This is a genomic window from Pseudoxanthomonas sp. 134C1 (genome assembly GCF_057773065.1).
Genome location: NZ_JBYMTH010000002.1, coordinates 581,218 through 603,125, shown reverse-complemented (window position 1 = coordinate 603,125; position 21,908 = coordinate 581,218). Strand labels below are relative to the sequence as shown.

The 21,908-nt window shown below is 68.2% G+C and carries 20 protein-coding genes and 1 pseudogene; 10 read left to right on the top strand and 11 right to left on the bottom strand.

Features of this window, described 5'->3' with window-relative positions:
- The first annotated feature begins 11 nt into the window (after positions 1 to 11).
- Positions 12 to 2,237 carry a DUF5916 domain-containing protein gene (locus AC3DEZ_RS06630; RefSeq protein ID WP_488387503.1) on the top strand — a complete coding sequence of 742 codons (2,226 nt, stop codon included), beginning with the start codon at positions 12 to 14 and terminating at the stop codon, positions 2,235 to 2,237.
- Between the two features lie 72 nt (positions 2,238 to 2,309).
- Here the strand turns inward: AC3DEZ_RS06630 and AC3DEZ_RS06625 are convergent, their stop codons facing one another.
- The 7 genes and pseudogenes from AC3DEZ_RS06625 to fusA all read right to left on the bottom strand — a co-directional run bounded on the left by AC3DEZ_RS06625 (position 2,310) and on the right by fusA (position 8,071).
- Positions 2,310 to 2,915 carry a DUF1439 domain-containing protein gene (locus AC3DEZ_RS06625; RefSeq protein ID WP_488387502.1) on the bottom strand — a complete coding sequence of 202 codons (606 nt, stop codon included), beginning with the start codon at positions 2,913 to 2,915 and terminating at the stop codon, positions 2,310 to 2,312.
- Complete coding sequence (locus AC3DEZ_RS06620) at positions 2,905 to 3,480, bottom strand: DUF1439 domain-containing protein (protein WP_488387501.1); 576 nt, start codon at positions 3,478 to 3,480, stop codon at positions 2,905 to 2,907. The genes AC3DEZ_RS06625 and AC3DEZ_RS06620 overlap by 11 nt, the downstream gene beginning before the upstream one ends.
- Positions 3,481 to 3,566: 86 nt before the next feature.
- Positions 3,567 to 4,028: a DUF3861 domain-containing protein gene (locus AC3DEZ_RS06615; protein WP_488387575.1), complete on the bottom strand. Its 462-nt coding sequence runs from the start codon at positions 4,026 to 4,028 to the stop codon at positions 3,567 to 3,569.
- A pseudogene (locus tag AC3DEZ_RS06610) lies at positions 4,017 to 4,526 on the bottom strand (M23 family metallopeptidase); the annotation flags it as partial. The gene AC3DEZ_RS06615 and the pseudogene AC3DEZ_RS06610, both read right to left, overlap by 12 nt.
- Position 4,527: 1 nt before the next feature.
- Entirely contained in the window at positions 4,528 to 5,154 is a 627-nt protein-coding gene (locus AC3DEZ_RS06605) for a tellurite resistance TerB family protein (protein WP_488387500.1), read from the bottom strand.
- A gap of 192 nt (positions 5,155 to 5,346) precedes the next feature.
- Complete coding sequence (locus AC3DEZ_RS06600) at positions 5,347 to 5,745, bottom strand: HU family DNA-binding protein (RefSeq protein WP_141453719.1); 399 nt, start codon at positions 5,743 to 5,745, stop codon at positions 5,347 to 5,349.
- A gap of 265 nt (positions 5,746 to 6,010) precedes the next feature.
- Positions 6,011 to 8,071, bottom strand: coding sequence for an elongation factor G (gene fusA, locus AC3DEZ_RS06595; protein WP_488387499.1), 2,061 nt, complete (start codon positions 8,069 to 8,071; stop codon positions 6,011 to 6,013).
- 203 nt (positions 8,072 to 8,274) lie between these two features.
- On the opposite strand from fusA, the gene AC3DEZ_RS06590 reads away from it, so the two are divergent.
- The 4 genes from AC3DEZ_RS06590 to AC3DEZ_RS06575 all read left to right on the top strand — a co-directional run bounded on the left by AC3DEZ_RS06590 (position 8,275) and on the right by AC3DEZ_RS06575 (position 11,919).
- Complete coding sequence (locus AC3DEZ_RS06590) at positions 8,275 to 8,712, top strand: OsmC family protein (RefSeq protein WP_488387498.1); 438 nt, start codon at positions 8,275 to 8,277, stop codon at positions 8,710 to 8,712.
- A complete protein-coding gene (locus AC3DEZ_RS06585) occupies positions 8,705 to 9,400 on the top strand; it encodes an alpha/beta fold hydrolase (protein WP_488387497.1) in 696 nt (231 codons plus the stop codon). Before AC3DEZ_RS06590 ends, AC3DEZ_RS06585 begins: the two co-directional genes overlap by 8 nt.
- A 77-nt stretch (positions 9,401 to 9,477) precedes the next feature.
- On the top strand, positions 9,478 to 10,143 hold the full coding sequence (locus tag AC3DEZ_RS06580; protein WP_488387496.1) for a glycine zipper 2TM domain-containing protein: 666 nt from the start codon (positions 9,478 to 9,480) through the stop codon (positions 10,141 to 10,143).
- Between the two features lie 111 nt (positions 10,144 to 10,254).
- Entirely contained in the window at positions 10,255 to 11,919 is a 1,665-nt protein-coding gene (locus AC3DEZ_RS06575; RefSeq protein ID WP_488387495.1) for an amidohydrolase, read from the top strand.
- Positions 11,920 to 11,993: 74 nt separating this feature from the next.
- Here the strand turns inward: AC3DEZ_RS06575 and AC3DEZ_RS06570 are convergent, their stop codons facing one another.
- Both AC3DEZ_RS06570 and AC3DEZ_RS06565 read right to left on the bottom strand, forming a co-directional pair.
- Positions 11,994 to 12,875, bottom strand: coding sequence for a PhzF family phenazine biosynthesis protein (locus tag AC3DEZ_RS06570; RefSeq protein ID WP_488387494.1), 882 nt, complete (start codon positions 12,873 to 12,875; stop codon positions 11,994 to 11,996).
- 28 nt (positions 12,876 to 12,903) lie between these two features.
- A complete protein-coding gene (locus AC3DEZ_RS06565; protein ID WP_488387493.1) occupies positions 12,904 to 13,779 on the bottom strand; it encodes a PhzF family phenazine biosynthesis protein in 876 nt (291 codons plus the stop codon).
- Positions 13,780 to 13,885: 106 nt separating this feature from the next.
- Between AC3DEZ_RS06565 and AC3DEZ_RS06560 the strand changes: the two genes are divergently transcribed.
- The 5 genes from AC3DEZ_RS06560 to AC3DEZ_RS06540 all read left to right on the top strand — a co-directional run bounded on the left by AC3DEZ_RS06560 (position 13,886) and on the right by AC3DEZ_RS06540 (position 20,601).
- Positions 13,886 to 16,516, top strand: a complete 2,631-nt coding sequence (locus tag AC3DEZ_RS06560) for a bifunctional aspartate kinase/diaminopimelate decarboxylase (protein WP_488387492.1) — start codon at positions 13,886 to 13,888, stop codon at positions 16,514 to 16,516.
- A complete protein-coding gene (locus AC3DEZ_RS06555) occupies positions 16,500 to 16,997 on the top strand; it encodes a hypothetical protein (protein WP_488387491.1) in 498 nt (165 codons plus the stop codon). Before AC3DEZ_RS06560 ends, AC3DEZ_RS06555 begins: the two co-directional genes overlap by 17 nt.
- Positions 16,994 to 18,352, top strand: a complete 1,359-nt coding sequence (murL, locus tag AC3DEZ_RS06550; RefSeq protein ID WP_488387490.1) for a UDP-N-acetyl-alpha-D-muramoyl-L-alanyl-L-glutamate epimerase — start codon at positions 16,994 to 16,996, stop codon at positions 18,350 to 18,352. Before AC3DEZ_RS06555 ends, murL begins: the two co-directional genes overlap by 4 nt.
- Positions 18,333 to 19,736 carry a UDP-N-acetylmuramoyl-L-alanine--D-glutamate ligase gene (gene murD, locus AC3DEZ_RS06545; RefSeq protein WP_488387489.1) on the top strand — a complete coding sequence of 468 codons (1,404 nt, stop codon included), beginning with the start codon at positions 18,333 to 18,335 and terminating at the stop codon, positions 19,734 to 19,736. The genes murL and murD overlap by 20 nt, the downstream gene beginning before the upstream one ends.
- A 79-nt stretch (positions 19,737 to 19,815) precedes the next feature.
- Entirely contained in the window at positions 19,816 to 20,601 is a 786-nt protein-coding gene (locus tag AC3DEZ_RS06540) for a dienelactone hydrolase family protein (RefSeq protein WP_488387488.1), read from the top strand.
- Here AC3DEZ_RS06540 and AC3DEZ_RS06535 read toward each other — a convergent pair.
- Together AC3DEZ_RS06535 and AC3DEZ_RS06530 are read right to left on the bottom strand one after the other, a co-directional pair.
- The gene (locus AC3DEZ_RS06535) at positions 20,556 to 20,828 is read right to left on the bottom strand and encodes a helix-hairpin-helix domain-containing protein (RefSeq protein WP_488387487.1); all 273 of its coding nucleotides are present in this window, start codon (positions 20,826 to 20,828) and stop codon (positions 20,556 to 20,558) included. The two genes, AC3DEZ_RS06540 and AC3DEZ_RS06535, sit on opposite strands and share 46 nt — an antisense overlap.
- Positions 20,828 to 21,826, bottom strand: coding sequence for a polyprenyl synthetase family protein (locus AC3DEZ_RS06530; RefSeq protein WP_488387486.1), 999 nt, complete (start codon positions 21,824 to 21,826; stop codon positions 20,828 to 20,830). The genes AC3DEZ_RS06535 and AC3DEZ_RS06530 overlap by 1 nt, the downstream gene beginning before the upstream one ends.
- Between the last annotated feature and the right edge of the window lie 82 nt (positions 21,827 to 21,908).

The window sequence follows — 21,908 nt, the reverse complement described above, 5'->3', positions numbered from 1 at the left end:
AACCCTTCGACATGCGCGCGGCAATCCTCAGCCTCTCAATCCTGATGGCGCTGTCCGCGCCGGCCATGGCCATCGATGTGGACGGCCGCATCGATCCGGCCGAATGGCAGGGCGCACGCCACATCACCGACTTCCGCAAGGTGCAGCCGCTGACCGGCACGCCGGCCACCCATCCGACCGAGGCCTGGGTGCTGGCCACCCCCGACGGCCTGGCCATCGCCTTCCGCAACGTCCAGTCCGCCTCCAGCCGTACCCGCCAGCGTGTGCAGCGGGATTTCGAGGATCAGGTGGATCGGGTCAACCTGATGATCGATTTCGATGGTGACGGTCGCACCGGCTACAACTTCACGATTTCGTCGACCGATGGCATCGCCGATGCCGTGATCACCAACGAATTCGAATTCAACGACGACTGGGACGGCAACTGGAAGCACGCGGTCAGCGAGGATGCCGACGGCTGGTCGGCGGAAATGCTGATCCCCTGGTACATCGCGCCGATGCGCAAGGGGGACGGCGACACGCGGCGGATGAAGATCTACCTGGATCGCGTGGTCGGCTCCACCGGCGAGCGTGTGGCCTGGCCGGTCGCCAGTTTCGAGCGCCCGCGCTTCCTGTCCGAATTCACCCCGATCGAAGTGCCGCAGTACAGCCAGTCGTTGCTGGCGATCACCCCGTATGTGTCGGGCCTGTACGACAACATCCGCGGCGACAGCGATTTCGACGGCGGCGTCGATCTGTTCTGGAAGCCGAACGGCCAGTTCCAGATGACCGCCACGCTGAATCCCGATTTCGGCCAGGTGGAAAGCGATGATCTGGTCGTCAATTTCAGCGCGACCGAAACCTTCATCAGCGACAAGCGACCGTTCTTCACCGAGAACCAGGGGCTGTTCGAATACACCACGCCGTCGGATTTCAGCCAGTTGCTCTATACCCGCCGGGTCGGCGGGCCGGCCGATGACGGACGTGGCGCCGGCGATATCACCGCCGCGATCAAGCTCAACGGATCGTTCGGCCAGACCAAGTATGGCGTGTTCGCCGCCGACGAGGCCGATGAGGTGGGGCGCTCGTTCTACGCGCTGCGGCTGGTGCGCGATTTCAGCAATCAGAACCTGGGCATGATGATGACCCGCGTCGATCGCCCGTACTTCGATCGCGAGGCGACCGTGTTCGGCATCGATCACAACTGGCGCCCGACCGCGCGCTGGAACGTGCGCACCCGTGTGTTCGGCAGCCAGATTGACGAGCGTGGCGACACCACGCGCGATCTTGGCGCCACGGTCTGGGCCGACTACGAGATGGATCATGGCTGGCGCCAGCAGTGGATCGCCATGCATTTCGGCAACGACCTGCAGATCAACGATGCCGGCTACCTGTCTCGCAACAGCATGAACTACCTGCACTGGGAGGTGAAGCGACGCTTCGCCGAGCAGCCGGAAAACTCGCGCTATTCCTCCAAGGAGTGGCGCTGGCGGGTGAGCTCGGTCTACAACAACCATGGCGAACGGCTCAACAACCAGTTCCGGATGAGCCGGCAGGGACAATTGCGCAACGGCGCCAGCGAATACGCCCAGATCAACATCAACACCTCGGGCGTCGAGGATCTGCTGACCCGTGGTCATGGTTCGGTGAACGTGCCGGCCCGGTTCAATGCGCACTACGAGTACGAGCGGCCGCGCAAGGGTCACTGGGCGCACGACGTCTACGCGGATCTGGTGAGCGGCGGCCTCGCCGGCAACGACGAGATCGGCTACGCCTTCGAATACCAGGCCACCTACTTCATCAACGATGCTTTCAGCCTGTACGGCGGCTTCTATGCCGATCGCACGCCGGACTGGCTGGTCTGGCAGCGTGACAACCTGATCGGCAGCTTCGAGGGCCGCGAGTGGCACGTGAATGCCGGGCTCAACTGGACCATCAGCGACCGGCAGGAACTGCGGGTCAAGCTGCAGTCGATCGCGCTTGACGCCCGCGCCCGCCAGGCCTACCGGGTGATGGTCGGCGGTGACGCCTTGCGCAGCGACGACGAGATCAACGATTTCAGCCTGAGCAATCTGGGGTTCCAGATCCGCTACCGCTACGAGCTGGCACCGCTGTCGTACCTCTACGTCGTCTATGGCCGCGGCGGGCGCGAGAACAACCGGTTCGGCGACAGCGCCGGCGGTTTGCTGGGCGACGCCTTCGATCTACGTGACGACGAGCAGTTGCTGGTCAAGCTGAGCTATCGCTTCGACCTGTAGCCTCGGGAGAAGATCGGTGATCCCGGATGCGGGGCATCACGAAGCGGCGGGCGAATCCGCCGCTTCGCGTTTTCATTGACCCAGGCGCAGGTGGACCTGTCCATCCTGGATGCGGACGGCGTCGGCCGAAAGGGTGCCGGGGATCTGGGCGAGCGCCTCGGCATCCAGGCGGTAAATGGGTTCGTCCTGCGCGTACTGCTCCAGCAGGGTGTTGACCATCTCGCGGGTCTGCGTGTCCATCGGCTTGTTCTGCCCGCCGTCCTGGAGATCCAGCAGTTCCGGACGCTCCAGGTGCAGGCCGTGGGTCGCGGGGTCGTAGCGCAGACCGCTGGCAACCCGGAAGCGGCCCTGCCGGCTGCCGCTGCCGGCCAGTGAAGCGTCATAGTCGAGATCCATCTGGATGCGATTACCGCCCACCGGAATGGCGATCACCGGACGGCTGAGGATCAGGCGCGCCAGTCCGCCGAGCCAGGCTTCCTTGCGCGGAAACGCCGGCTCCGCGGCGCTCTGCAACTGCGCGGGGGTGAGGGTCAGCGTGTCGGCGGCAATGGCCGCCGGCGGATCCGCATGCGCGATCCGGGCGGAGAAGGGGAGGGTGGCCGCGCTGGCGGCCAGGGCCGCGGCCAGCAGGCGGCGGGAGCGCCGCAGTCGGCGGAGGGTGCGGGTATCAGTGTCCATCCAGTTTCACCACGATTTTTCCATGTTCGACGAGGGTCGCACCGATGCGCTTGCCGCGTGGCAGGCGATCCAGCACGTCGCTGTCGATGCGGTAGAGGGGTTCCTGGCGCGCGTATTCGGCCAGCACGGTATTGATGAGTTCGCGGGTATCGCCGCGCATCACGCTGCCGGATCCGGGGAGATCCACGGTCAGCACTTCGGGATTGTCCAGATGCAAGCCCTGGGTGGCAGGGTCGTAACGCAGCCGGCTGGCGACGGCGAAACGTCCATTGGCGACATTGCCAGCGCCGATTGCACTGACGCCTATGTCGAAATCCAGGCGCAGGCGATCGTCGCCCTCGGCCAGGGTGAGGCGGGGATGGCTGAGGGTGGCCGACACCAGCCCGCCCAGCTTGTCGAATTCACGCGGGAAGCTGCGATCAAGCCGGCGTTGCAGCTGTAGCTCGGTGAAGCTGATCTGATCACCGAAGAAACCGCTGACCGCGTTCATGGTGCCGCAGCCGGCCAGCAGCAACAGCAGGCCGAGCAGTACGGTCGATGCCAATGGACGGTAGCGTGCGGTCATGCGGGGGCCGTTTCCGGGAAAGGGGAACCATCGCACGATAGCGCGTGGATTCTGTCCGTGGGCTAACCGGGCGCGGTGGCACGCGGTCATCCCAGGGTGCGCTGTTCCAGGCCCTGGAGAAACGCATCGACATGCGGACGCAGCGGTGCGAACAGGTCGTCCTGATCCTTGCGATGATCGGCCATCAGGCCGCTCAGCAGCTTGGCGCCGATCACCAGCGCGGTGCGTTCGTCGCCGGTGAAGCCGCGCAGGCGCTGCACGTTCTCGAGCACGCGCATCCAGTCATCGTGGCAGTGATGTTCGAATTCGATGGTGCACCGGCGGGTGCAGGGCAGGCCGTCCGCCTCCACGGGCGTGACGGTGATGCGGTAGCGTTGGGAACGGTTGGCCATGGCGATGGGGAAGCGGCGGGGACACGGGCAAGATAGGCCTGCTCCCGGGCCCGCACGAGGGTTGCTGCCGCGATGGAGTGTTCCGCCGGCCGCTGATTCAGGGTCCCCCCGATGCCGCTCCCGCGCGCAGCCTGGGCAGGGGATCCGGGCATAGATGCCGAAATGCAGGTGCGGCGGCGTGCCCTTCGCGTTGCCGGTGCTGCCCACCGTGCCCAGGGGCGTCCCCGCAGCAACCACGTCGCCGCTGCCCAGGCCCGGAGCCCAATCGTCCAGATGCGCGTAGTAATAGCGTTCCAGGCCCGGTCCTAGCACCCATACCTGGCGGCCGCCCAGACCGTTGTCACGTATCGAGGTAATCACGCCGCGCGTACTGCTGCGCACCGGCGTTCCCCGGCGCGCGAAGATGTCCACGCCGGCGTGTTGCCGATCGATGCCGCGCGGGGCGCCGAAGGTGGCCGCGATGTCGCGCGCGGCGACGCCCCGCACGGGTACCGGCATCGCGGCCGCGGCGGGCAGTCGCGACAACTCCCACAAGGTCCGCAGCGGCAGCAGGAACGGCTGCCGCCATGACCATGCCGCCAGCCAGGCCTGCAATGCCGTCATCGCCAGCGTGCCCAGGACGCGACGGGTACGTGGCGCGGACGCGTCCGGCATGTCAGCCGCGCGCGGTCTGTTCCGCCAGTTGGCGCTCCAGGCGGGTCTTCAGATCCGTATCGAGTTTGAGTTGCCGCGCCAGTTCGTCCAGGTAGGCGCGTTCCATGAAGTTCTGCTCGTCGACCACCATGAGGCTGGCCAGGTACATCTCCGATGCGACCTCCGGGCTGTCCCCAGCCCGCGCGACCTCGGCCGGATCCAGCGGTTTCTGCAACTCCGCCTGCAGCCAGCGCTGCAGATCGGCGTCATCGCCGAGGCGGCGGAATTCGCCTTCGATCACATCGCGCTCGCGCTCGTCGACGTGTCCGTCGGCCTTGGCGGCGGCGATGAGCGCCTGGAGGATGGCCTGGCTGTGGTGCTCGGCCTGGGGCGGCGGCAGGCGATCGACGGTGCGAGGTTCGCTGACGGTGGCCGCGGTCTGCTGCTGGTGATCACGATACGCCTGGTACGCCATCACGCCAATGGCGGCCAGGCCACCGTAGGTGGCGAGCTTGCGGGTCTTGCGGTTCTTGCCGAGCAGCAGGCCGAGCGCGCCTCCCGCGACCGCTCCCTTGCCGAAGTCGGCATTGAGCAGGCTGCCGCCGGTCTGGGATTTGAGCAGTTGTTCCAGGAAGCCTTGAATCTTCATGCGCGGGAATCCTTGGTTGCACGGGAGGGATGGAATGGGGATGGGGGCGTACAAGTGAAGGCACAAGCGTGACCGATGGCAGGGCCGGAGCGGGCCCGTCCGTGACCGCGCCAATGCCGGGAGGATGGCGACGGACAAAAAAAGGGACGGCCTGGGCCGTCCCTTTTTTCGATGCGAGGTGTCGCGCCTGGATCAGGCCGCAGCGTCCTTCAGCTTCTTGAGCGGACGCACCTTCACCTTCACCGAGGCGGGCTTGGCGGCGAACCACTGCTCTTCCTTGGTGAACGGGTTGATGCCCTTACGCTTCGGCTTGGCCGGCACGTTGATGGCGCTGATCTTCAGCAGGCCCGGCAGGGTGAAGGAGCCAGCGCCCTTCTTGCTGATGGAGGCGTGGACAGCGCTTTCCAGCGAAGCCAGCACGGCGCGCACGTCCTTCGCGGCCACGGCGGTGGCTTCAGCGATGTGGGCGACCAGGCCGGACTTGCTCAGCGCTTCCTTGATCGGCTTCGGGGCTGCCGGCTTGGCGGCGGCCTTCGGTGCGGCTTTCTTGGCGGCCTTTTTCGGCGCTGCCTTCTTGGTGCTCTTTGCCATAAGTGTCCTGTTTTTACAGTCTGTAGGTGGGTAATCGGGCCGACCGCGTCGGCAGGCGCAATGTAGGACAAAGAATTCGCGTCGCACAAGTAGCAAGACGCCAAATAGCGCTTTTTTTTTGCGGTTTCCGGCGGATGGCGCGATCCGGGGCGGAAAAACCGCCGCAAAACCGGTCATGGAGCGACGGTGGAGCCGAGATGCGGCGATGACGCCGGGGCGGATCGGTGAGTGCGATCCGCCCTCCGGTCCAAGTCATCCTTTGGTCTCAGTCGTCCTCGGGTTTCGGCTTGTAGGCGTCGACCAGCTTCTGCTGCACGTTGGTCGGCACCGGCTCGTAGTGGCTGAAATCCAGGCTGTAGCGGCCACGGCCGGCGGTGACGGACTTCAGTTCCGCCGCGTAACCGTCCAGCTCGGACAGCGGCACCTGCGCCCGGACGAGGATTTCCCCGCGCACCGTATCGGTGCCGTTGATCCGCGCTCGCTTGCTGGACAGGCCGCCGGTGATGTCGCCGACCTGGGCCTCCGGCGCGGCGACCTCCAGATCCACCACCGGTTCCAGCACCTGCGGCCGCGCCTTGCCGATGGCGTCCAGGAAGGCTTTCTTGCCGGCGGCCACGAAGGCGACTTCCTTGCTGTCCACCGGATGATGCTTGCCGTCCAGGATCACCACGCGCAGGTCCTGCAGGGGATAGCCGGCCACCGCGCCGCTGGCGAGGACCTGGCGCACGCCCTTTTCCACCGCGGGCATGAACTGGCCCGGGATGGTGCCGCCCTTGACCTCGTCGACGAACTCGAAACCCTGGCCACGCGGCAGCGGTTCCACCCGCAGCGACACCTCGCCGAACTGGCCCGCGCCGCCGGTCTGCTTCTTGTGCCGATGATGCCCGTCCGCTCGCGCGGAAATGGTTTCGCGGTAAGCGATGCGCGGAGGCCGGGTCTTCACCTCGACGCCATGGCGATCCTTGAGCCGCTCCAGCATCACCCGCAGGTGCAGATCGGACAGGCCACGTATGACGGTCTCGTTGAGCTCGGCCGTGTGCTCGACCACGAACGCGGGGTCCTCCTCGGCCAGCTTCTGCAGCGCGGTGGACAGCTTCTGCTCCTGGCCCTTGCTGGCAGCCTCGATGGCCAGACCGAACATCGGCCGGGGGAAATCCACCGGCGCCAGGTGGATGTGATCCTCGTCGTGGCTGTCGTGCAATATGGCGTCGAAGTGCAGATCCTCGATCTTGGGAATGGCGGCGATGTCGCCGGGGACCGCCTGCTCGATCTCGGCGTGATCCTTGCCCTTGAGCTTGAACAGGTGCGCGACCTTGAATGCCTTCTTGCCGTCGTCGACGAACAGCGCGCCCTCCTTCTTCACCGTGCCCTGATAGACCCGGAAGATGCCCAGTTTTCCGACGAAGGGGTCGTTGACGATCTTGAACACGTCGGCGATGACGTGCGCCTGCGGATCCGGGCGCGCCTGTACCGCTTCGGTGCCTGCGCCGTTGGTGCGCTGGAACGGCGGCGGATTGCCTTCGCCCGGATGCGGGAACAGCCGCTCGGCCACGTCCAGCAGTTCGGCGACGCCGGTGCCGGTGCGCGCGGAGACGAAGCAGACCGGCACCAGATGGCCCTCGCGCAGGCACTGCTCGAAGGCGTCGTGCAGTTCCGGGCCGGACAGGCCATCTTCGCCGACCTCCAGGAAGTGCTCCATCACGGTTTCGTTGATCTCCACCACCTGGTCGATGATCTTCTGGTGCCACTCGGCCACCGGACCCAGATCGGAATCGCCCTGCGCCTGGCCGAAGCAGTCCACCACCCGGCGACCACCCTCGGCCGGCAGGTTGAGCGGCAATACCTCCGCGCCGAACGATTCGCGCAGGTCGTCCAGCACGCGTGCGCAGTTTGCGCCGTCATGGTCGATCTTGTTCACGACGATGGCGCGGCACAGGTTGCGCTGGCGGGCGCGCTCCATCAGCCGGCGGGTACCGTGGGCCACCCCCGTATCGGCATCGACCACGATCAGCGCGGTCTCCACCGCTGACAGCGCCGACAGCGCCGGACCGCGGAATTCCGGGTAGCCGGGCGTGTCGATGAGGTTGAGATGGATGCGTTCGCCGGACGCGGCCAGGTGATCGGTGCTGGCAATGGCGGTATCGATGGAATGACCGCGGGTCTTTTCGATTGGATCGTGATCGGACACGGTGGTGCCGCGTTCGATGCTGCCTGCCGCCTGGAGGGTGCCGCCGGCATGCAGCAGGGCTTCGAAGAGCGTTGTTTTGCCGGCGCCGGGGTGGCCTGCCAGGGCCACGTTGCGGATTTGGGGTGTGCTGTAGGACATGAGGCCGTTCCTCCCGTGAATGAGGGTCGAAGGGCCGTCATGGCTGTCCGGGCCGGCGCGACCCGTGAGCGTGCGCTCGGCGGGCGGTCATGGCGGGAAGCCAGCATCGGCCGCGCTGGCGGCGGGGTCAAGTCGCAACGCGCAACCAGCGCTACACATGCCGCGGTGTAAGCTGCCGTTCCCCTGGACGAGGAGCGACAGCCATGGCTTTGAAACGTTACGCGGACGCGGTGTGGAAGGGCGACCTGCAGGCCGGCAAGGGCAACATCAGCACACCGCAGAGCGGCCTGTTCGATGCCCAGAACTATTCGTTCAAGACCCGCTTCGGCGACGAGAAAGGCACCAACCCGGAGGAACTGCTGGCGGCGGCGCATGCCGGCTGCTTCAGCATGGCGCTGTCGGCGGTGCTGGGAAAGGCCGGTTTCACTCCGGACATCATCCAGACGCGGGCGGAGGCGACGATGGAGCCGGGAATGGATCCGGGGCCGACGATTACCGGCATAAAGTTGATCGTGTCGGCACGGGTGCCGGGCATCGAAGCCACGCAGTTCGACGAGATCGCTCATCAGGCCAAGGCGGGTTGCCTGATCTCGCGCGCGCTGTCGGTGCCGGTCTCGCTGGAAGCGACCCTGCTTGCCTGAGTGGAACGCGCCCGCCTGGAGCGCGTTGTTCCTGCATGGCGGCGGCGGAGGCGGCTGGGAGTGGAATCGCTGGTGCGGGGTCTGGCGCGCGCATGGCATACAGGTTCATGCGCCGGACCTGCAGCCGGTATCCGCGGGTATCGAGGCGACGGAATGGGATGACTACCGCGGCCAGGTCGAGGCATGGCTGCGGGCGCTGCCACGCCCGCGCGTGCTGGCGGGCGCAAGCCTGGGTGGTCTGCTTGCGTTGCAGACCGCCGGTGACGCCGATGCGCTGGTCGTGATCAATCCATTGTTGCCGGCGCCATGGCATCGGGAGTTGCCGACGCGGAACTGGCCGGACCGGGTGCGCTGGCGCAGCGGCGCGCGCCTGAGTTCCACCCGCCGCGCGATGCCCGAGGCGGATGCGGCGTCGGTCCTGTACGCACTGCGGCGTTGGCGTGACGAATCCGGCGCGGTGCTGCGTGCGGCCCAGGCCGGCATCGCGATCGAGGCGCTCCGATGCCCGGCCCTGTTCGTCGCCTCGCGCGACGACGATGATGTGCCCGCACAGGCGGTGCGCCGCCTGGCGGGGCAGTCCGGGGCGACCTGCGTCGAGGTCGCCGGCGGCCATCTGGCGCCGTTGCTGGGAAGCGGCGCGCAGCGGGTGGCCAGGCAAGCTGTCGAATGGCTTAATGCGCCGGCCTGAGCCGTTTGAGTTCAGTCTGTTTTCACCCGTCCGACTCGACGATGCGTCGCACGCCATCCCGGCGTGGGGAGCCCGCCATGAACCGCCTGTCCACCTCTCTGCTTGCCTTCGGCCTGCTGGCCTCCGGCGCCGCGTCGGCGCAGACCTATTCCAGCGGCGATCGCTATTCCGGCGGTGACTACGACTATGCGCGGGTGATCCGGGTGGACCCCATCATCGAGGGCGATCGCTACGGCGGCCGTTCGGTCAGCACCGCGCAGCGCTGCTATTACCGGGACGCGGACGATCAGTACGTTTCCGACGATGGCTACTACGGTGACGATCGCTATCGGGACGACCGTGATGGCGATCGCTACGGCGACGACCGCTATCGCGGCACCGACACCGGGCGGACGGTCGCCACCGTGATCGGCGGTATCGCCGGCGCCGTGCTCGGCAGCAAGATCGGCGACGGCAGCGGCCGCTACGTGGGCACCGCGGTGGGATCGATGGTCGGCGGCATGGCGGGCCGTTCCATCTACGACAACACCCAGCGCAACCGCCAGGTCCGGCGCGGCACCGTGCGGGTCTGCGATCCCCAGCCGGTCAACGGCGGCTACAACGGTCATGACGGCTACGACGGCGATGGTCGCGTCACCGGTTATGACGTGACCTACGAGTACGCCAATCGGACCTACCACACGCGCACCAGTTATCACCCCGGCGACCGGATCCGCGTGCGGGTGGATGTGCGACCGGAGTAAGCCGAACGCGGCGCAAAAAGGGGCCTTCGGGGCCCCTTTTTGTTTTCCGGCGCTTGAATGCGCCCGCCTTCGAACGCATAGTCGCCCGGTTCATTCACACGGGAGCAGGGGATGCGCAGGACTTTGCTGGCGATGGTGTTGGGTGCGGTATCGGGAGTGACTCTGGCGGGTGAGGTCACCGTCCTGACCGCCGATCGCATTCATACCTCCGATCCGCAGCGGCCACGGGTGCGGGCGATGGCCTGGGACGAAGATGGCAGGCTGCTCGAACTGGGCGAGGCCGCCGCACTGCTGGCGAAGTACCCGCAGGCCGCGCGCATCGATGCGTCCGGCAAGACCGTGATTCCCGGACTCATCGACGCGCATGGGCACCTGATGGGCCTGGGTTTCGCGCTGATGCGCGCGGATCTGACCGGCACCCGCAGCAAGCAGGAGATCCTGGAGCGCCTGCGCGCCTACGCCGGTCAATTGCCGGCGGGTGCGTGGCTGCTCGGCGGCGGCTGGGATCAGAACGATTGGCCGGAGAAGGTGTTTCCCACCGCCGCGGATCTGGACGCCGCCTTCCCCGATCGGCCGGTCTGGCTGGAGCGGGTGGACGGCCATGCCGGCTGGGCGAATTCGGCCGCGCTGCGCGCGGTGGCAGCCAAATCCGGGAAGCCTCTGGACGGGGACTGGCAGCCGGCGGGGGGACGCATCGAACGCGCGGACGGCAAGCCTGCGGGCGTGTTCGTCGATGGCGCGATGGGACTGGTCCACGACGTGGTGCCGCCCGCCGACGATGCAACCCGCGAGCAGGCCGCCGCCAAGGCCTTCGAGGCCGCGGTGCGGCACGGCCTGACCGGTGTGCACGACATGGGCGTATCGCGCGAAGACCTGGCGCTGTTCAAGCGCTTCGCCGATGCCGGGCGCCTGCCGCTGCGCGTGGACGCGTATGCGGACGGCGATGGCAACGCGCTGGCGGATCTGTGCGCGAACGGTCTCTATCGCCACTCCGGCGGACGCCTGGGGATGCGCGGCGTGAAGCTGTACATCGATGGCGCGCTGGGCAGCCGCGGCGCGGCCATGCTGGAAGACTACAGCGATGATCATGGCAACCACGGCTTGCTGGTCACCGATCCCGCCACCTATGAGACATCCGTGCGCAAGGCCCTGGGCTGCGGCGTGCAGGTGGCGACCCACGCGATCGGCGATCGCGGCAACCGGATTGTGCTGGACACCTATGCGAAGGTGCTGGGCGACAAGGCCGGTTCCGATCATCGCTGGCGGATCGAGCATTCGCAGATCGTGGCGCTGGAGGACATTCCGCGCTTCGCCAAGCTGGGCGTGATCGCTTCGATGCAACCCACCCACGCCACTTCCGACATGCCCTGGGCGGAGGATCGCGTGGGGCCGCAGCGGATTCTCGGCGCATACGCGTGGCAGCGTTTCCTGCACAGTGGCGCGCGTCTGGCGCTGGGTTCGGACTTCCCGGTGGAGTCGGTGGATCCGCGCCTGGGCCTGTACGCGGCGGTCACCCGCCAGGATCGCGATGGCCAGCCGCCGGGTGGATGGCAGCCGGATCAGCGGCTCAGCGCCGCCGAGGCGGTGCGCGGATTCACCGCCGATGCGGCCTGGGCGGGACGCGACGAAAAGGAAGTCGGGCAACTGGCCCCCGGCCTGCACGCCGATTTCGTGATCCTGGACGAAGATCCGCTGGCGGTGCCTTCCGCGCAATTGGATGATCTGCACATCCGTTCGACCTGGGTGGACGGCAAGCCGGTCTACGAATCGCGCTGAGCGCACCATGGCTCGCGCTGGCGCGGGCCACATCGGGTCTGGCCCGGGCGGATGGCCGGAGCGGTTGCCCCGGCCTACCAGTCCAGCGTGCCGCTCACCACGGTGCGCACGTGCCCGCCCGACCAGACGTCGCCGTTGGCATCGATGTGCAGTTGCAGCCGCGCGTCGTGGCCGACTTCGCGGCCCTGGCTGACGGTATAGCGGTTGCGACCGCCGGGCAGCGCGCCGCGTTCGGCCAGCCAGGCGGCCAGGGTGGCGTTGGCGGCGCCCGATGCGGCGTCCTCGAACACGGCGGGCGCACCGACGAAGGCACGCACCACCAGATCGTAGGGATGGCCCGCGGCGGCCCGCGCGAACGCGCAGACGCCCATGCTGTCGGTGGCCTTGGCCAGCGCCGCGATGGTGTTCCAGTCGGGTGTCGCCGCGCGCAGGGTCTGCTCATCGCGGATTTCCGCCAGCCACCAGCGCCGGCCACCATCGACCAGTGCGGGAGGCAACCCGCCCGCCGGCAGGCCGGACAGGGCCGCGGCGAGCGCGGCATCGGCTTCCGGTTCGCCAATCCGCAACACGCGGGCGCGGGGGGTGCGCACGGCGATGTTGCGCGCGGCGCCTGCGCCGTCCACCCGCAGCGGCAGACGGCCGGCGATGCCCTCCTGCACCAGCAGGCCGTCGCGCGGCGACGCCAGGCCGGCTTCCAGCACGACATGGGCGGTGCCGACGCTGGGATGGCCGGCGAACGGCACTTCGCGGCGCGGACTGAAGATGCGCAGGCCGTAACTGGCCTCCGCCGAAGGCGCGGGGAACACGAAGGTGGTTTCCGGCAGACGGGTCCAGCGGGCGATCGCCTGCATGGCGTCGTCGTCGAGTCCTTCGGCATCCAGGACCACGGCGAGCGGATTGCCGGCGCCGGGACGATCGGCAAAAACGTCCAACTGGACGTAGCGGCGGAGGGTCATCGGGGGAATCTCGGTGGGGGCGCGCAGCTTACCAAGTCGCGCTGCCGGCGATGACCGCCTGGACGCGGCCACCGATCCAGATGGCGCCTGCCTCATCGGCCTCGACCGTGACCCGGCCGTCGCGGCCCAGTTCGCGTCCCTGGCTGGCCATGTAGCGACCTTCCCGGCCGGGGAAACGGCCGGCGGCGAGCAAGGCCGCGCCGATGGCGGCGTTGGCGCTTCCGGTGACCGGGTCTTCGGGAATGTCGTCGGCCGGGCAGAACGCGCGCACCGCGATCGCGTGATCCGCCGCGGCATCCGCCAGGCCGAACACCGCCAGCCCGATCGCGTCGGTCGCGCGGGTCAGGGAGGCGATGGCGGCCAGATCGGGCGCCAGGGCCCGGACCGCGGCGGCGTTCTCCAGTTCCACCAGCCACCATCGAGGGCCGTTGTTCCAGAGCGCGGCGGGCATCGGGCCCCGCGGGAGCGGAGCGAGCACGTGGGACAACAGATCCCGTGTGCCCTCCGGCACCGGTTGTGGCACGGCGTCGGGCGCGCGCAGTCGCAGCAGTCGGTCCGCGCCGCGACCTTCCACCCGCACCGGCAGCAGGCCGGCCGCGCATTCCTGCACCAGCGCGCCGGTGTCCGGCGCCAGTCCGGTCTCCAGCGCCGCCCACGCCGCGCCGATGCTGGGATGGCCGGCGAAGGGCAGTTCCTGGCGCGGGGTGAAGATGCGGATGCGGTAGTCCGCCCCGGCCGAGGTGGGCGGCAGGAAGAAGATGGTTTCGGACAATCGGGTCCAGGCCGCGAAGGCCTGCATCGCGGCGGCATCCAGGTCGGCCGCGTCCAGCACCACGCCCAGCGGATTGCCGGCGCCGGGACGGTCGGCGAAGACGTCGAGCTGCAGGTAGCGGCGAGGGCGCATGGATCGTTGTCCGTCGGTGCCGGTCCGGGCCAAATTCGGCGGGGCGTTCGGCTAGAATCGAGGGTTCACGCCCGAATGTTTCGGGCATTTCCCCGCCATTCTATCCATGCCCTCCGCCCCTATCGCGCCTGATCCCTGGATCGTCCTCAAGTTCGGTGGCACCTCGGTGTCCCGTCGTCATCGTTGGGACACGATTGGCCGGTTGGCAAAAAAACGGGCGGACGAGCGGGGCGCGCGCGTGCTGGTGGTGGTGTCGGCGCTATCCGGCGTCACCAATGAACTGACCGCGATCGCCGATGGTGCGGTCGACAGCGCCGAGCGTGTCGCGAAGCTGGAACAGCGCCACCGCGAATTCGCCGTCGAACTGGAACTGGACGCCGAGGTGGTGTTGGGTGTCCGCCTGGCGGCGCTGAGGGATCTGCTGACCGATCCGCGTGCGGCCACCCGCGCGCTGGACTGGCAGGCCGAAGTGCTGGCGCAGGGCGAGCTGTTGTCTTCCACGCTGGGCGCGGCCTACCTGAAATCGCAGGGACTGGATTTCGGCTGGATGGACGCGCGCCACTGGCTGCAGGCCAGCATCCTGCCCAACCAGAGCGCGTGGGCGCAGCGCTTGTCGGTGTCCTGCGCGACCGCGCCGGACCAGGACTGGCGCCGCGCGTTCGCCGCGCAGGACTGCGCGATGCTGCTGACCCAGGGCTTCATCGCCCGGCATGGTGATGGCGGCACGGCGATCCTCGGACGCGGTGGTTCGGATACCTCCGCGGCCTACTTCGGCGCGCTGCTCGGCGCGCGCCGGGTGGAAATCTGGACCGACGTGCCCGGCATGTTCAGCGCCAACCCGCGCGAAGTGCAGGACGCGCGCCTGCTGACTCGGCTGGACTACTACGAAGCACAGGAAATCGCGACCACCGGCGCCAAGGTGCTGCATCCGCGCTCGATCAAGCCATGCCGCAACGCCGGCGTGCCGATGGCGATCCTGGACACCGAGCGTCCGGATCTGCCCGGCACGAGCATCGACGACAAGGCCGCCACGGTGCCGGGCGTGAAGGCGGTGAGCCGCCGCAACGGCATCGTGCTGGTGTCGATGGAAGGCATCGGCATGTGGCAGCAGGTCGGCTTCCTGGCCGACGTATTCGCCCGTTTCAAGAAACATGGCCTGTCGGTGGACCTGATCGGTTCGTCGGAGACGAACGTTACCGTGTCGCTGGATCCCAGCGAGAACCTGGTCAGCACCGACGTACTGGCGGCGCTGTCGGCGGATCTGGCGGAAGTTTGCCGGGTCAAGGTGATCGCGCCGTGCACCGCGATCACCCTGGTCGGCCGCGGCATGCGCTCGCTGCTGCACAAACTGTCGGACGTGTGGGCGATGTTCGGTCGTGAACGCGTGCACCTGATTTCGCAGTCGTCCAACGACCTCAACCTGACCTTCGTCATCGACGAGGCCACCGCCGACGGCATGCTGCCGGTGCTGCACGCCGCGCTGATCGACAGCGGCGCGATGCCGACCGACGAGACCAGCGTGTTCGGTCCGAGCTGGCGCGAGATCAACGGCGCGATCCGCCGCCGCGGCACACCGTGGTGGCAGGCGCCGAAGGAACGCGAGCGGCTGCTGTCGCTCGCCCGGATCGGTACGCCCCGCTATGTCTACCACCTGCCGACCGTGCGGGCGCGCGCCCGCGCGCTGGCCGGCATCGCCGCCATCGATCGCCGCTTCTACGCGATCAAGGCCAATTCGCATCCGGCCGTGCTGCGCGCGATCGCGGCGGAAGGTTTCGGCCTGGAGTGCGTGTCGCAGGGCGAACTGGAGCGCGTGTTCGCGGAGGTGCCGTCGCTGGCGCCGGCGAACGTGCTGTTCACCCCCAGCTTCGCGCCGCGCGGCGAGTACGCGTTCGCGCTGTCGCGCGGCGTCATCGTCACCCTGGACAACGTCGAGGCGCTGCAGAACTGGCCGGAAGTCTTCCGCGGCCGCCGGTTGTGGGTGCGTATCGATCTGGGGCGCGGCGATGGCCACCACGACAAGGTCAAGACCGGTGGCAAGACCTCCAAGTTCGGACTGCCGCTGGCGCGCCTGGACGAGTTCCTCGCCACCGCGCGCGCGCTCGACATCCGCATCGTCGGCCTGCATGCGCACCTGGGCAGCGGCGTCGAGACGCCGCTGCACTGGAAGCAGGTCAGCGACGAACTGGGCGGATTGGCCGATCAGATCGGCACCATCGAAAGCATCGACATCGGCGGTGGCCTGCCGATTCCGTACGCGGCCGAGGACGAGCCCTTCGATCTGGAGTCCTGGGCGATCGGTCTGGCCGAGATCAAGGCCGCGTATCCGGCCTATCAGCTGATCATCGAACCCGGCCGCTACCTGGTGGCCGAGTCCGGCGCGCTGCTGACCCATGTCACCCAGGTGGTGGAGAAGCAGGGCATCCGGCGGGTGGGCGCGGACGCCGGCATGAACGCGCTGATCCGCCCGGCGCTGTACGACGCCTGGCACGACGTGGCCAACCTGAGCCGACTGGGCGACACGCTGGAGGACAACTTCGACGTGGTCGGTCCGATCTGCGAGTCCAGCGACGTGTTCGGCAAGCGCCGGCGCCTGCCCTCGGCGACCGCCGAAGGCGACGTGCTGGTATTCGCCGATGCGGGCGCGTACGGGTTCTCGATGGCCAACACCTACAACCTCCGCGATCTGCCGGCGGAGGAAGTGCTCGACGAGGCCGCGGGCGATGAAACCGCGCGCTGAGTTCGTGCTCACCACGGCGGCCATCGCGCTGGCGCTGGCGATCGTCGCCTTCGTGGCGATGCTCCACCAGTGGAACGTTTCGCAGTGGCCGGCCGGAGCGCTGGAGGCATTGAAGTGGGCGCCCGCGGCCTTCTTCGCGGCGTTGCTGGGGGCGTTGGGCACGACCGCTTGGCACCGGCGCGCGCTGGCGCGCCAACGGCGCTGGTCGCCCGGTGGCATGACCCTGCGCACGCTGCTGTTGTCCTACCTGGCTTTCCCGTTTCTCCTGGGCGCATGGGTCGCCGCCGTCTCCGCCGGCGACCAGATCTGGGCGGCCAGCCCGGCGCCGGTGGAGGACAGCCTGTCCTGGCTGCCGCTGACCATGCTGCTGTTCACCGTGTTCGCCATCGTGCTGGGCGCGGTGCCCGCTTTCATCCTCGAATACTTCGTCAGCCGCCGCTATCTGCGCCGGCAGGCCGCCGTCACCACAGGTTCCGCATGAGCAATTTCGATCGTTCCTCCATCCGCTGTTTCCGGTTCGCCCGTTGTTCCCTCGATCCGGAAACCGGCGTCGCGCGTCTGGTCTACGCCTTCGACGACGGCCCGGAACTGACCGAGACGGTGACCTTCCCCGGCGCGCCGTTCGCCCTGGACGGCGCGCGCGCGCAGGCCGCGGAACAGGCGCTGCGCCTGCTGCACCTGCTGACCGGCGTGAGCTACTACAAGGCCGCGGTGCCGCCGGAAATCCGCATCGACGACTACGCCATCGACGCCGATACCGCGGCGATGATGGAGGAAATCTATGTCAACGGACTGGGCGAATTCGCCTATCGCAACGGCCTGGACCTGCATGGCCGGGTGCGTTTCCCGGTGGGCAAGGCCAAGCCCGATGCGGCGGCGCCATCGCTGGGGCTGCGCCGGCACGCGCTGGTCGCGATCGGCGGCGGCAAGGATTCGCTGGTCAGCATCGAGGCGCTGCGCGGCGCGGGCGTCGAACAGACCGTCACCTGGGTGGGAGGTTCGCAGCTGATCGCGGCCTGCGCGGCGCGCACCGGCCTGCCGACCTACAACCTGGGCCGCGCGCTGGCGCCGGAGCTGTTCGAGTACAACCGGCAGGGCGCCTGGAATGGCCACATCCCGGTCACCGCGATCAATTCGGCGATCATGGTGCTGGCGGCGCTGCTGCGGGATGCCGACCAGGTGGTGTTCTCCAATGAGCGTTCGGCCAGCTACGGCAGCGTGATTCCCGGCACCGGCGAGGTGAATCACCAATGGTCCAAGGGCTGGCGCTGCGAGCAACTGCTGGGCGATTACGTGCAGCGGCATGTGGCCGCGGACCTGCACTACTACTCGCTGCTGCGGCCGCTGTCCGAGTTGGCGGTGGCGCGTCAGTTCGCCCGCACCGATCACTACGACGCGCATTTCTCCAGCTGCAACCGCAATTTCCACATCCTCGGCGAGCGCCCGGTGAACCGCTGGTGTGGTGTCTGCCCGAAATGCCACTTCGTGTTCCTGGCATTGGCGCCGTTCATGCCCAAGCCGCGCCTGGTGGGCATCTTCGGCCGCAACCTGCTGGATGATCCGGGCCAGATCGGCGGCTTCGACGCATTGCTGGAATACCAGGATCACAAGCCATTCGAATGCGTTGGCGAAGGCCAGGAATCGCGCGCCGCGATGGCTGCGCTGGGCGACCGACCCGAATGGCGCGAGGACGCACTGGTGGCCCGTTTCAACCGCGAGATCCGGCCACAGCTGGATCCGGCCGAACTGGCGATCGCGCCGCTGCTGGAAGTAGGGGACGAGCACCGCATTCCCGCCGCGCTGTGGGAGCGACTGCGTGCGAATTTCGCAGCTTGAGGGGCGTCGGGTCGCACTGTGGGGCTGGGGCCGGGAAGGCCGTGCGGCCCATGAGGCCATCCGCGCCCGCCTGCCCGCGCTGCCGCTGACGCTGTTCTGCGGCGCGGTCGAAGCGGATTACGCCGCCGCGCTCGGCGATGGGCAATTGCGCATCGTCACCACGGTCGATGCGGATGCGCTCTCCGCGTTCGAGATCGTGGTGAAGTCGCCCGGCATCAGTCCCAACAAGCCGGAAGCCCTCGCGGCCGCGGCGCGGGGCACCCGCTTCATCGGCGGCACCGCGCTGTGGTTCGCCGAGCACGCTGGCGCCGACGGCATCGCCGCGCACGCCCTCTGCGTGACCGGCACCAAGGGCAAGAGCACCACCACTTCGCTGCTGGCGCATCTGCTGCGCGCGGCCGGGCATCGCACCGCGCTGGCCGGCAACATCGGCCTGCCCCTGCTGGAAGTGCTGGATCCGCAACCGGCGCCGGAATACTGGGCCATCGAGCTGTCCAGCTACCAGACCGGCGACGTGGCCGCCAGCGGCGCGCGCCCGGACGTGGCGGTGGTGTTGAACCTGTTTCCCGAGCACCTGGACTGGCATGGCAGCCAGGCGCGCTATGTCGAGGACAAGCTGGCGCTGGTCACCCGCGCGCATCCGCGCGTCGCCGTGCTCAATGCGGCCGATCCGCAACTGGCCGCGCTGTCGTTGCCGAACAGCGAGATCCACTGGTTCAATACCCCGCAGGGATGGCATCTGCGCGGCGACGATCTGTATCGCGGTGAGCAGCGGGTGATGGACACCCTCCCGGTGCCGGTGCCAGGCCGACACAACCGCAGCAACCTGTGCGCGGTGCTGACCGCGCTGGACGCGCTGGGCATCGATGGTGCGGCGATCGCGCACGCCGCGCGGGATTTCCGGCCCTTGCCCAATCGCCTGCAGACCCTCGGCGAGCGCGACGGCTATACCTACGTCAACGACTCGATCAGCACCACGCCGCATGCGAGCCTGGCGGCGCTGGAATGCTTCGCCGGCAAACCGATCGCGCTGCTGGTCGGCGGCCATGACCGCGGTCTGGAGTGGGATGGGTTTGCCGCCCGCATGGAACACGAGGCCCCGCGGGTCATCGTCACCATGGGCGCCAACGGGCCCCGCATCCACGCCTTGCTGGCGCCGCTCGCGTCGGCCGGCGGCTTCATCCTGCTGGCGGCGGAAAGCCTGCCGGACGCGATGGTGCAGGCGCGCGCGCATCTGCCCGCGCCGGGTGTCGTCCTGCTGTCGCCGGGCGCGCCCAGCTATGGTCCGTATCGCGACTACGTGGCGCGCGGGCGCCATTTCGCCGAACTGGCCGGATTCGATCCGGCGCTGATTTCCGCGATTCCCGGCATCGGCATCGCCTGAGCGCGGCGACCACGCCGCTGCACGCTCGCGGCGCCCGGACCGGCGTACACTCCGCCGGTCTTTCCCGCGAGGAATTGTCATGCGTCCATTGTCCGTGTTGGCGGCCCTGCTCGCCGCGTTGTGGGTGTTCCCGCTGCTTGCCGCGCCGCAGGCCAGGCCGCTGGAATGGAAGGTAGGCAAGCAGACCTTTTCCGGTTTCCTGGTTTACGACGACGCCAGCAAGGAACAGCGCCCGGGCCTGCTGATGGTGCCCGACTGGCTGGGGGTGACCGACGACGCGGTGGCCAAGGCCAAGCAGGTGGCCGGCGACGACTACGTGGTGCTGGTGGTCGACATGTATGGCAAGGGCGTGCGTCCACAGAACCCGGACCAGGCGCTGGCCCAGGTCAAACCGCTGTACGCGGATCCGGCGGCGATGCGCGCGCGCATGGACGCGGCGCTGGCCGCGCTGAAGGGACAAGCCGGCAAGGCGCCACTGGAAGCGGGAAAGATCGGCGCGTTCGGCTTCTGCTTCGGCGGCTCGTCGGTGCTGGAACTGGCGCGTGGTGGCGCCGAAGTGTCCGGCGTGGTGACTTTCCACGGTGGCCTGGACACGCAATCGCCGGCGAAGGCGGGCGCGGTGAAGACGCCGATTCTCGTTCTCAATGGTGCGGAGGATCGCGGCACCGCGCCTCACATCGCGGCGTTCGAGAAGGAAATGAACGAGGCCGGGGCGGACTGGCAGTTCGTCAACTTCAGCGGCGCGGTCCACTGCTTCGCGTTGGAGAACGCCAATCGGCCGCCGGGCTGCGTCTACAACGCGCGCGCGGCCAAGCGTGCCTACCGGATGATGGACGACTTCTTCGAGGAAGTGTTCGGCGACTGAGCCTGCGCCACCGCGATCGCATTGGCGATCGCGGTACGCGCCTGCGGGCTGTTGCGCCAGCAGGTGGCGCCCAGCATGGCGGCGATCTGCGCGTTGATGTCCGCGAGCGTGGCCCCGGCCAGATCGGCGAGGGTGTGGTAGCCGATCTGTTCCAGCCGCGCGATCACGGTGGGGCCCACCCCATGCGCGGCCAGCAGCTGTTCCCGCTCGTGCGCGGCGAACGTCATCAGTGGTTGCGTTCGACCGCGTACCGGGCCAGTCCGCGCAGGGCGGCGATGGCGTCGTTTTCGGCCAGGTCGTCCAGGCTGCGCTCGGCGGCATCTGCGTATTCGCGGGCGCGTTGCTGGCTGTATTCCAGTCCGCCGGTGGCGCGGATGGCCGCCAGCACTTCCGGCATCGCCGAGGCGTCGCCTTCCTGCACGATGACGCGCAGGCGTTCGGCCGTGGTGGCATCCGAATGGCGGATGGCGTGGATCAACGGGAGGGTCGCCTTGCCTTCGGCCAGATCGTCGCCCAGGTTCTTGCCCAGGTCGGCGGCGTCGGCGGTGTAGTCCAGCACGTCGTCGGCGATCTGGAAGGCGTAGCCGAGGTTCATGCCGTAGTCGTAGAGCCGCTGCTGGATCGCCGCGTCAACCTGGGACGCCAGCGCCCCCAACTGGGTGCCTGCCGCGAACAGGACCGCGGTCTTGCGCTCGATGACCCGCAGGTACGCGACTTCGTCGGTATCCGGATTGTGCACGTGCAGCAGTTGCAGCACTTCGCCCTCGGCGATGCGGTTGGTGGTGTCGGCCAGGATCCGCATCACGTCCATGCGGTCCAGTTCCACCATCAACTGGAAGCTGCGTGAATACAGGAAGTCGCCCACCAGCACGCTGGGTGCGTTTCCCCACAGCGCGTTGGCGGTGCTGCGGCCACGCCGAAGGTCGGATTCATCCACCACGTCGTCATGGAGCAGGGTGGAGGTATGGATGAATTCGATGATCGCGGCCAACTGGTGGTGATGCGGCCCCACCGGTCCGGTGGCCCGGCCGGCCAGCGCCACCAGCATCGGGCGCAGGCGCTTGCCGCCGGCGGAGACGATGTGGTCCGCGATCTGGTTGATCAGCACCACGTCCGACGCGAGCCGACGCCGGATCAGGGCATCGATGGCGGCCATGTCCCCGGCGGCGAGGGACTGGATCTGGGGCAGGGCCAGGGCGGAGCGCGGGGATTCGACGACGGACATGGGAAATCGGGCAGGGAAGTGCCTGAATTATAAGGCGGGCGGGACAGGGAATTCCTACAGGAGGTCACGGAGCCACCTGATG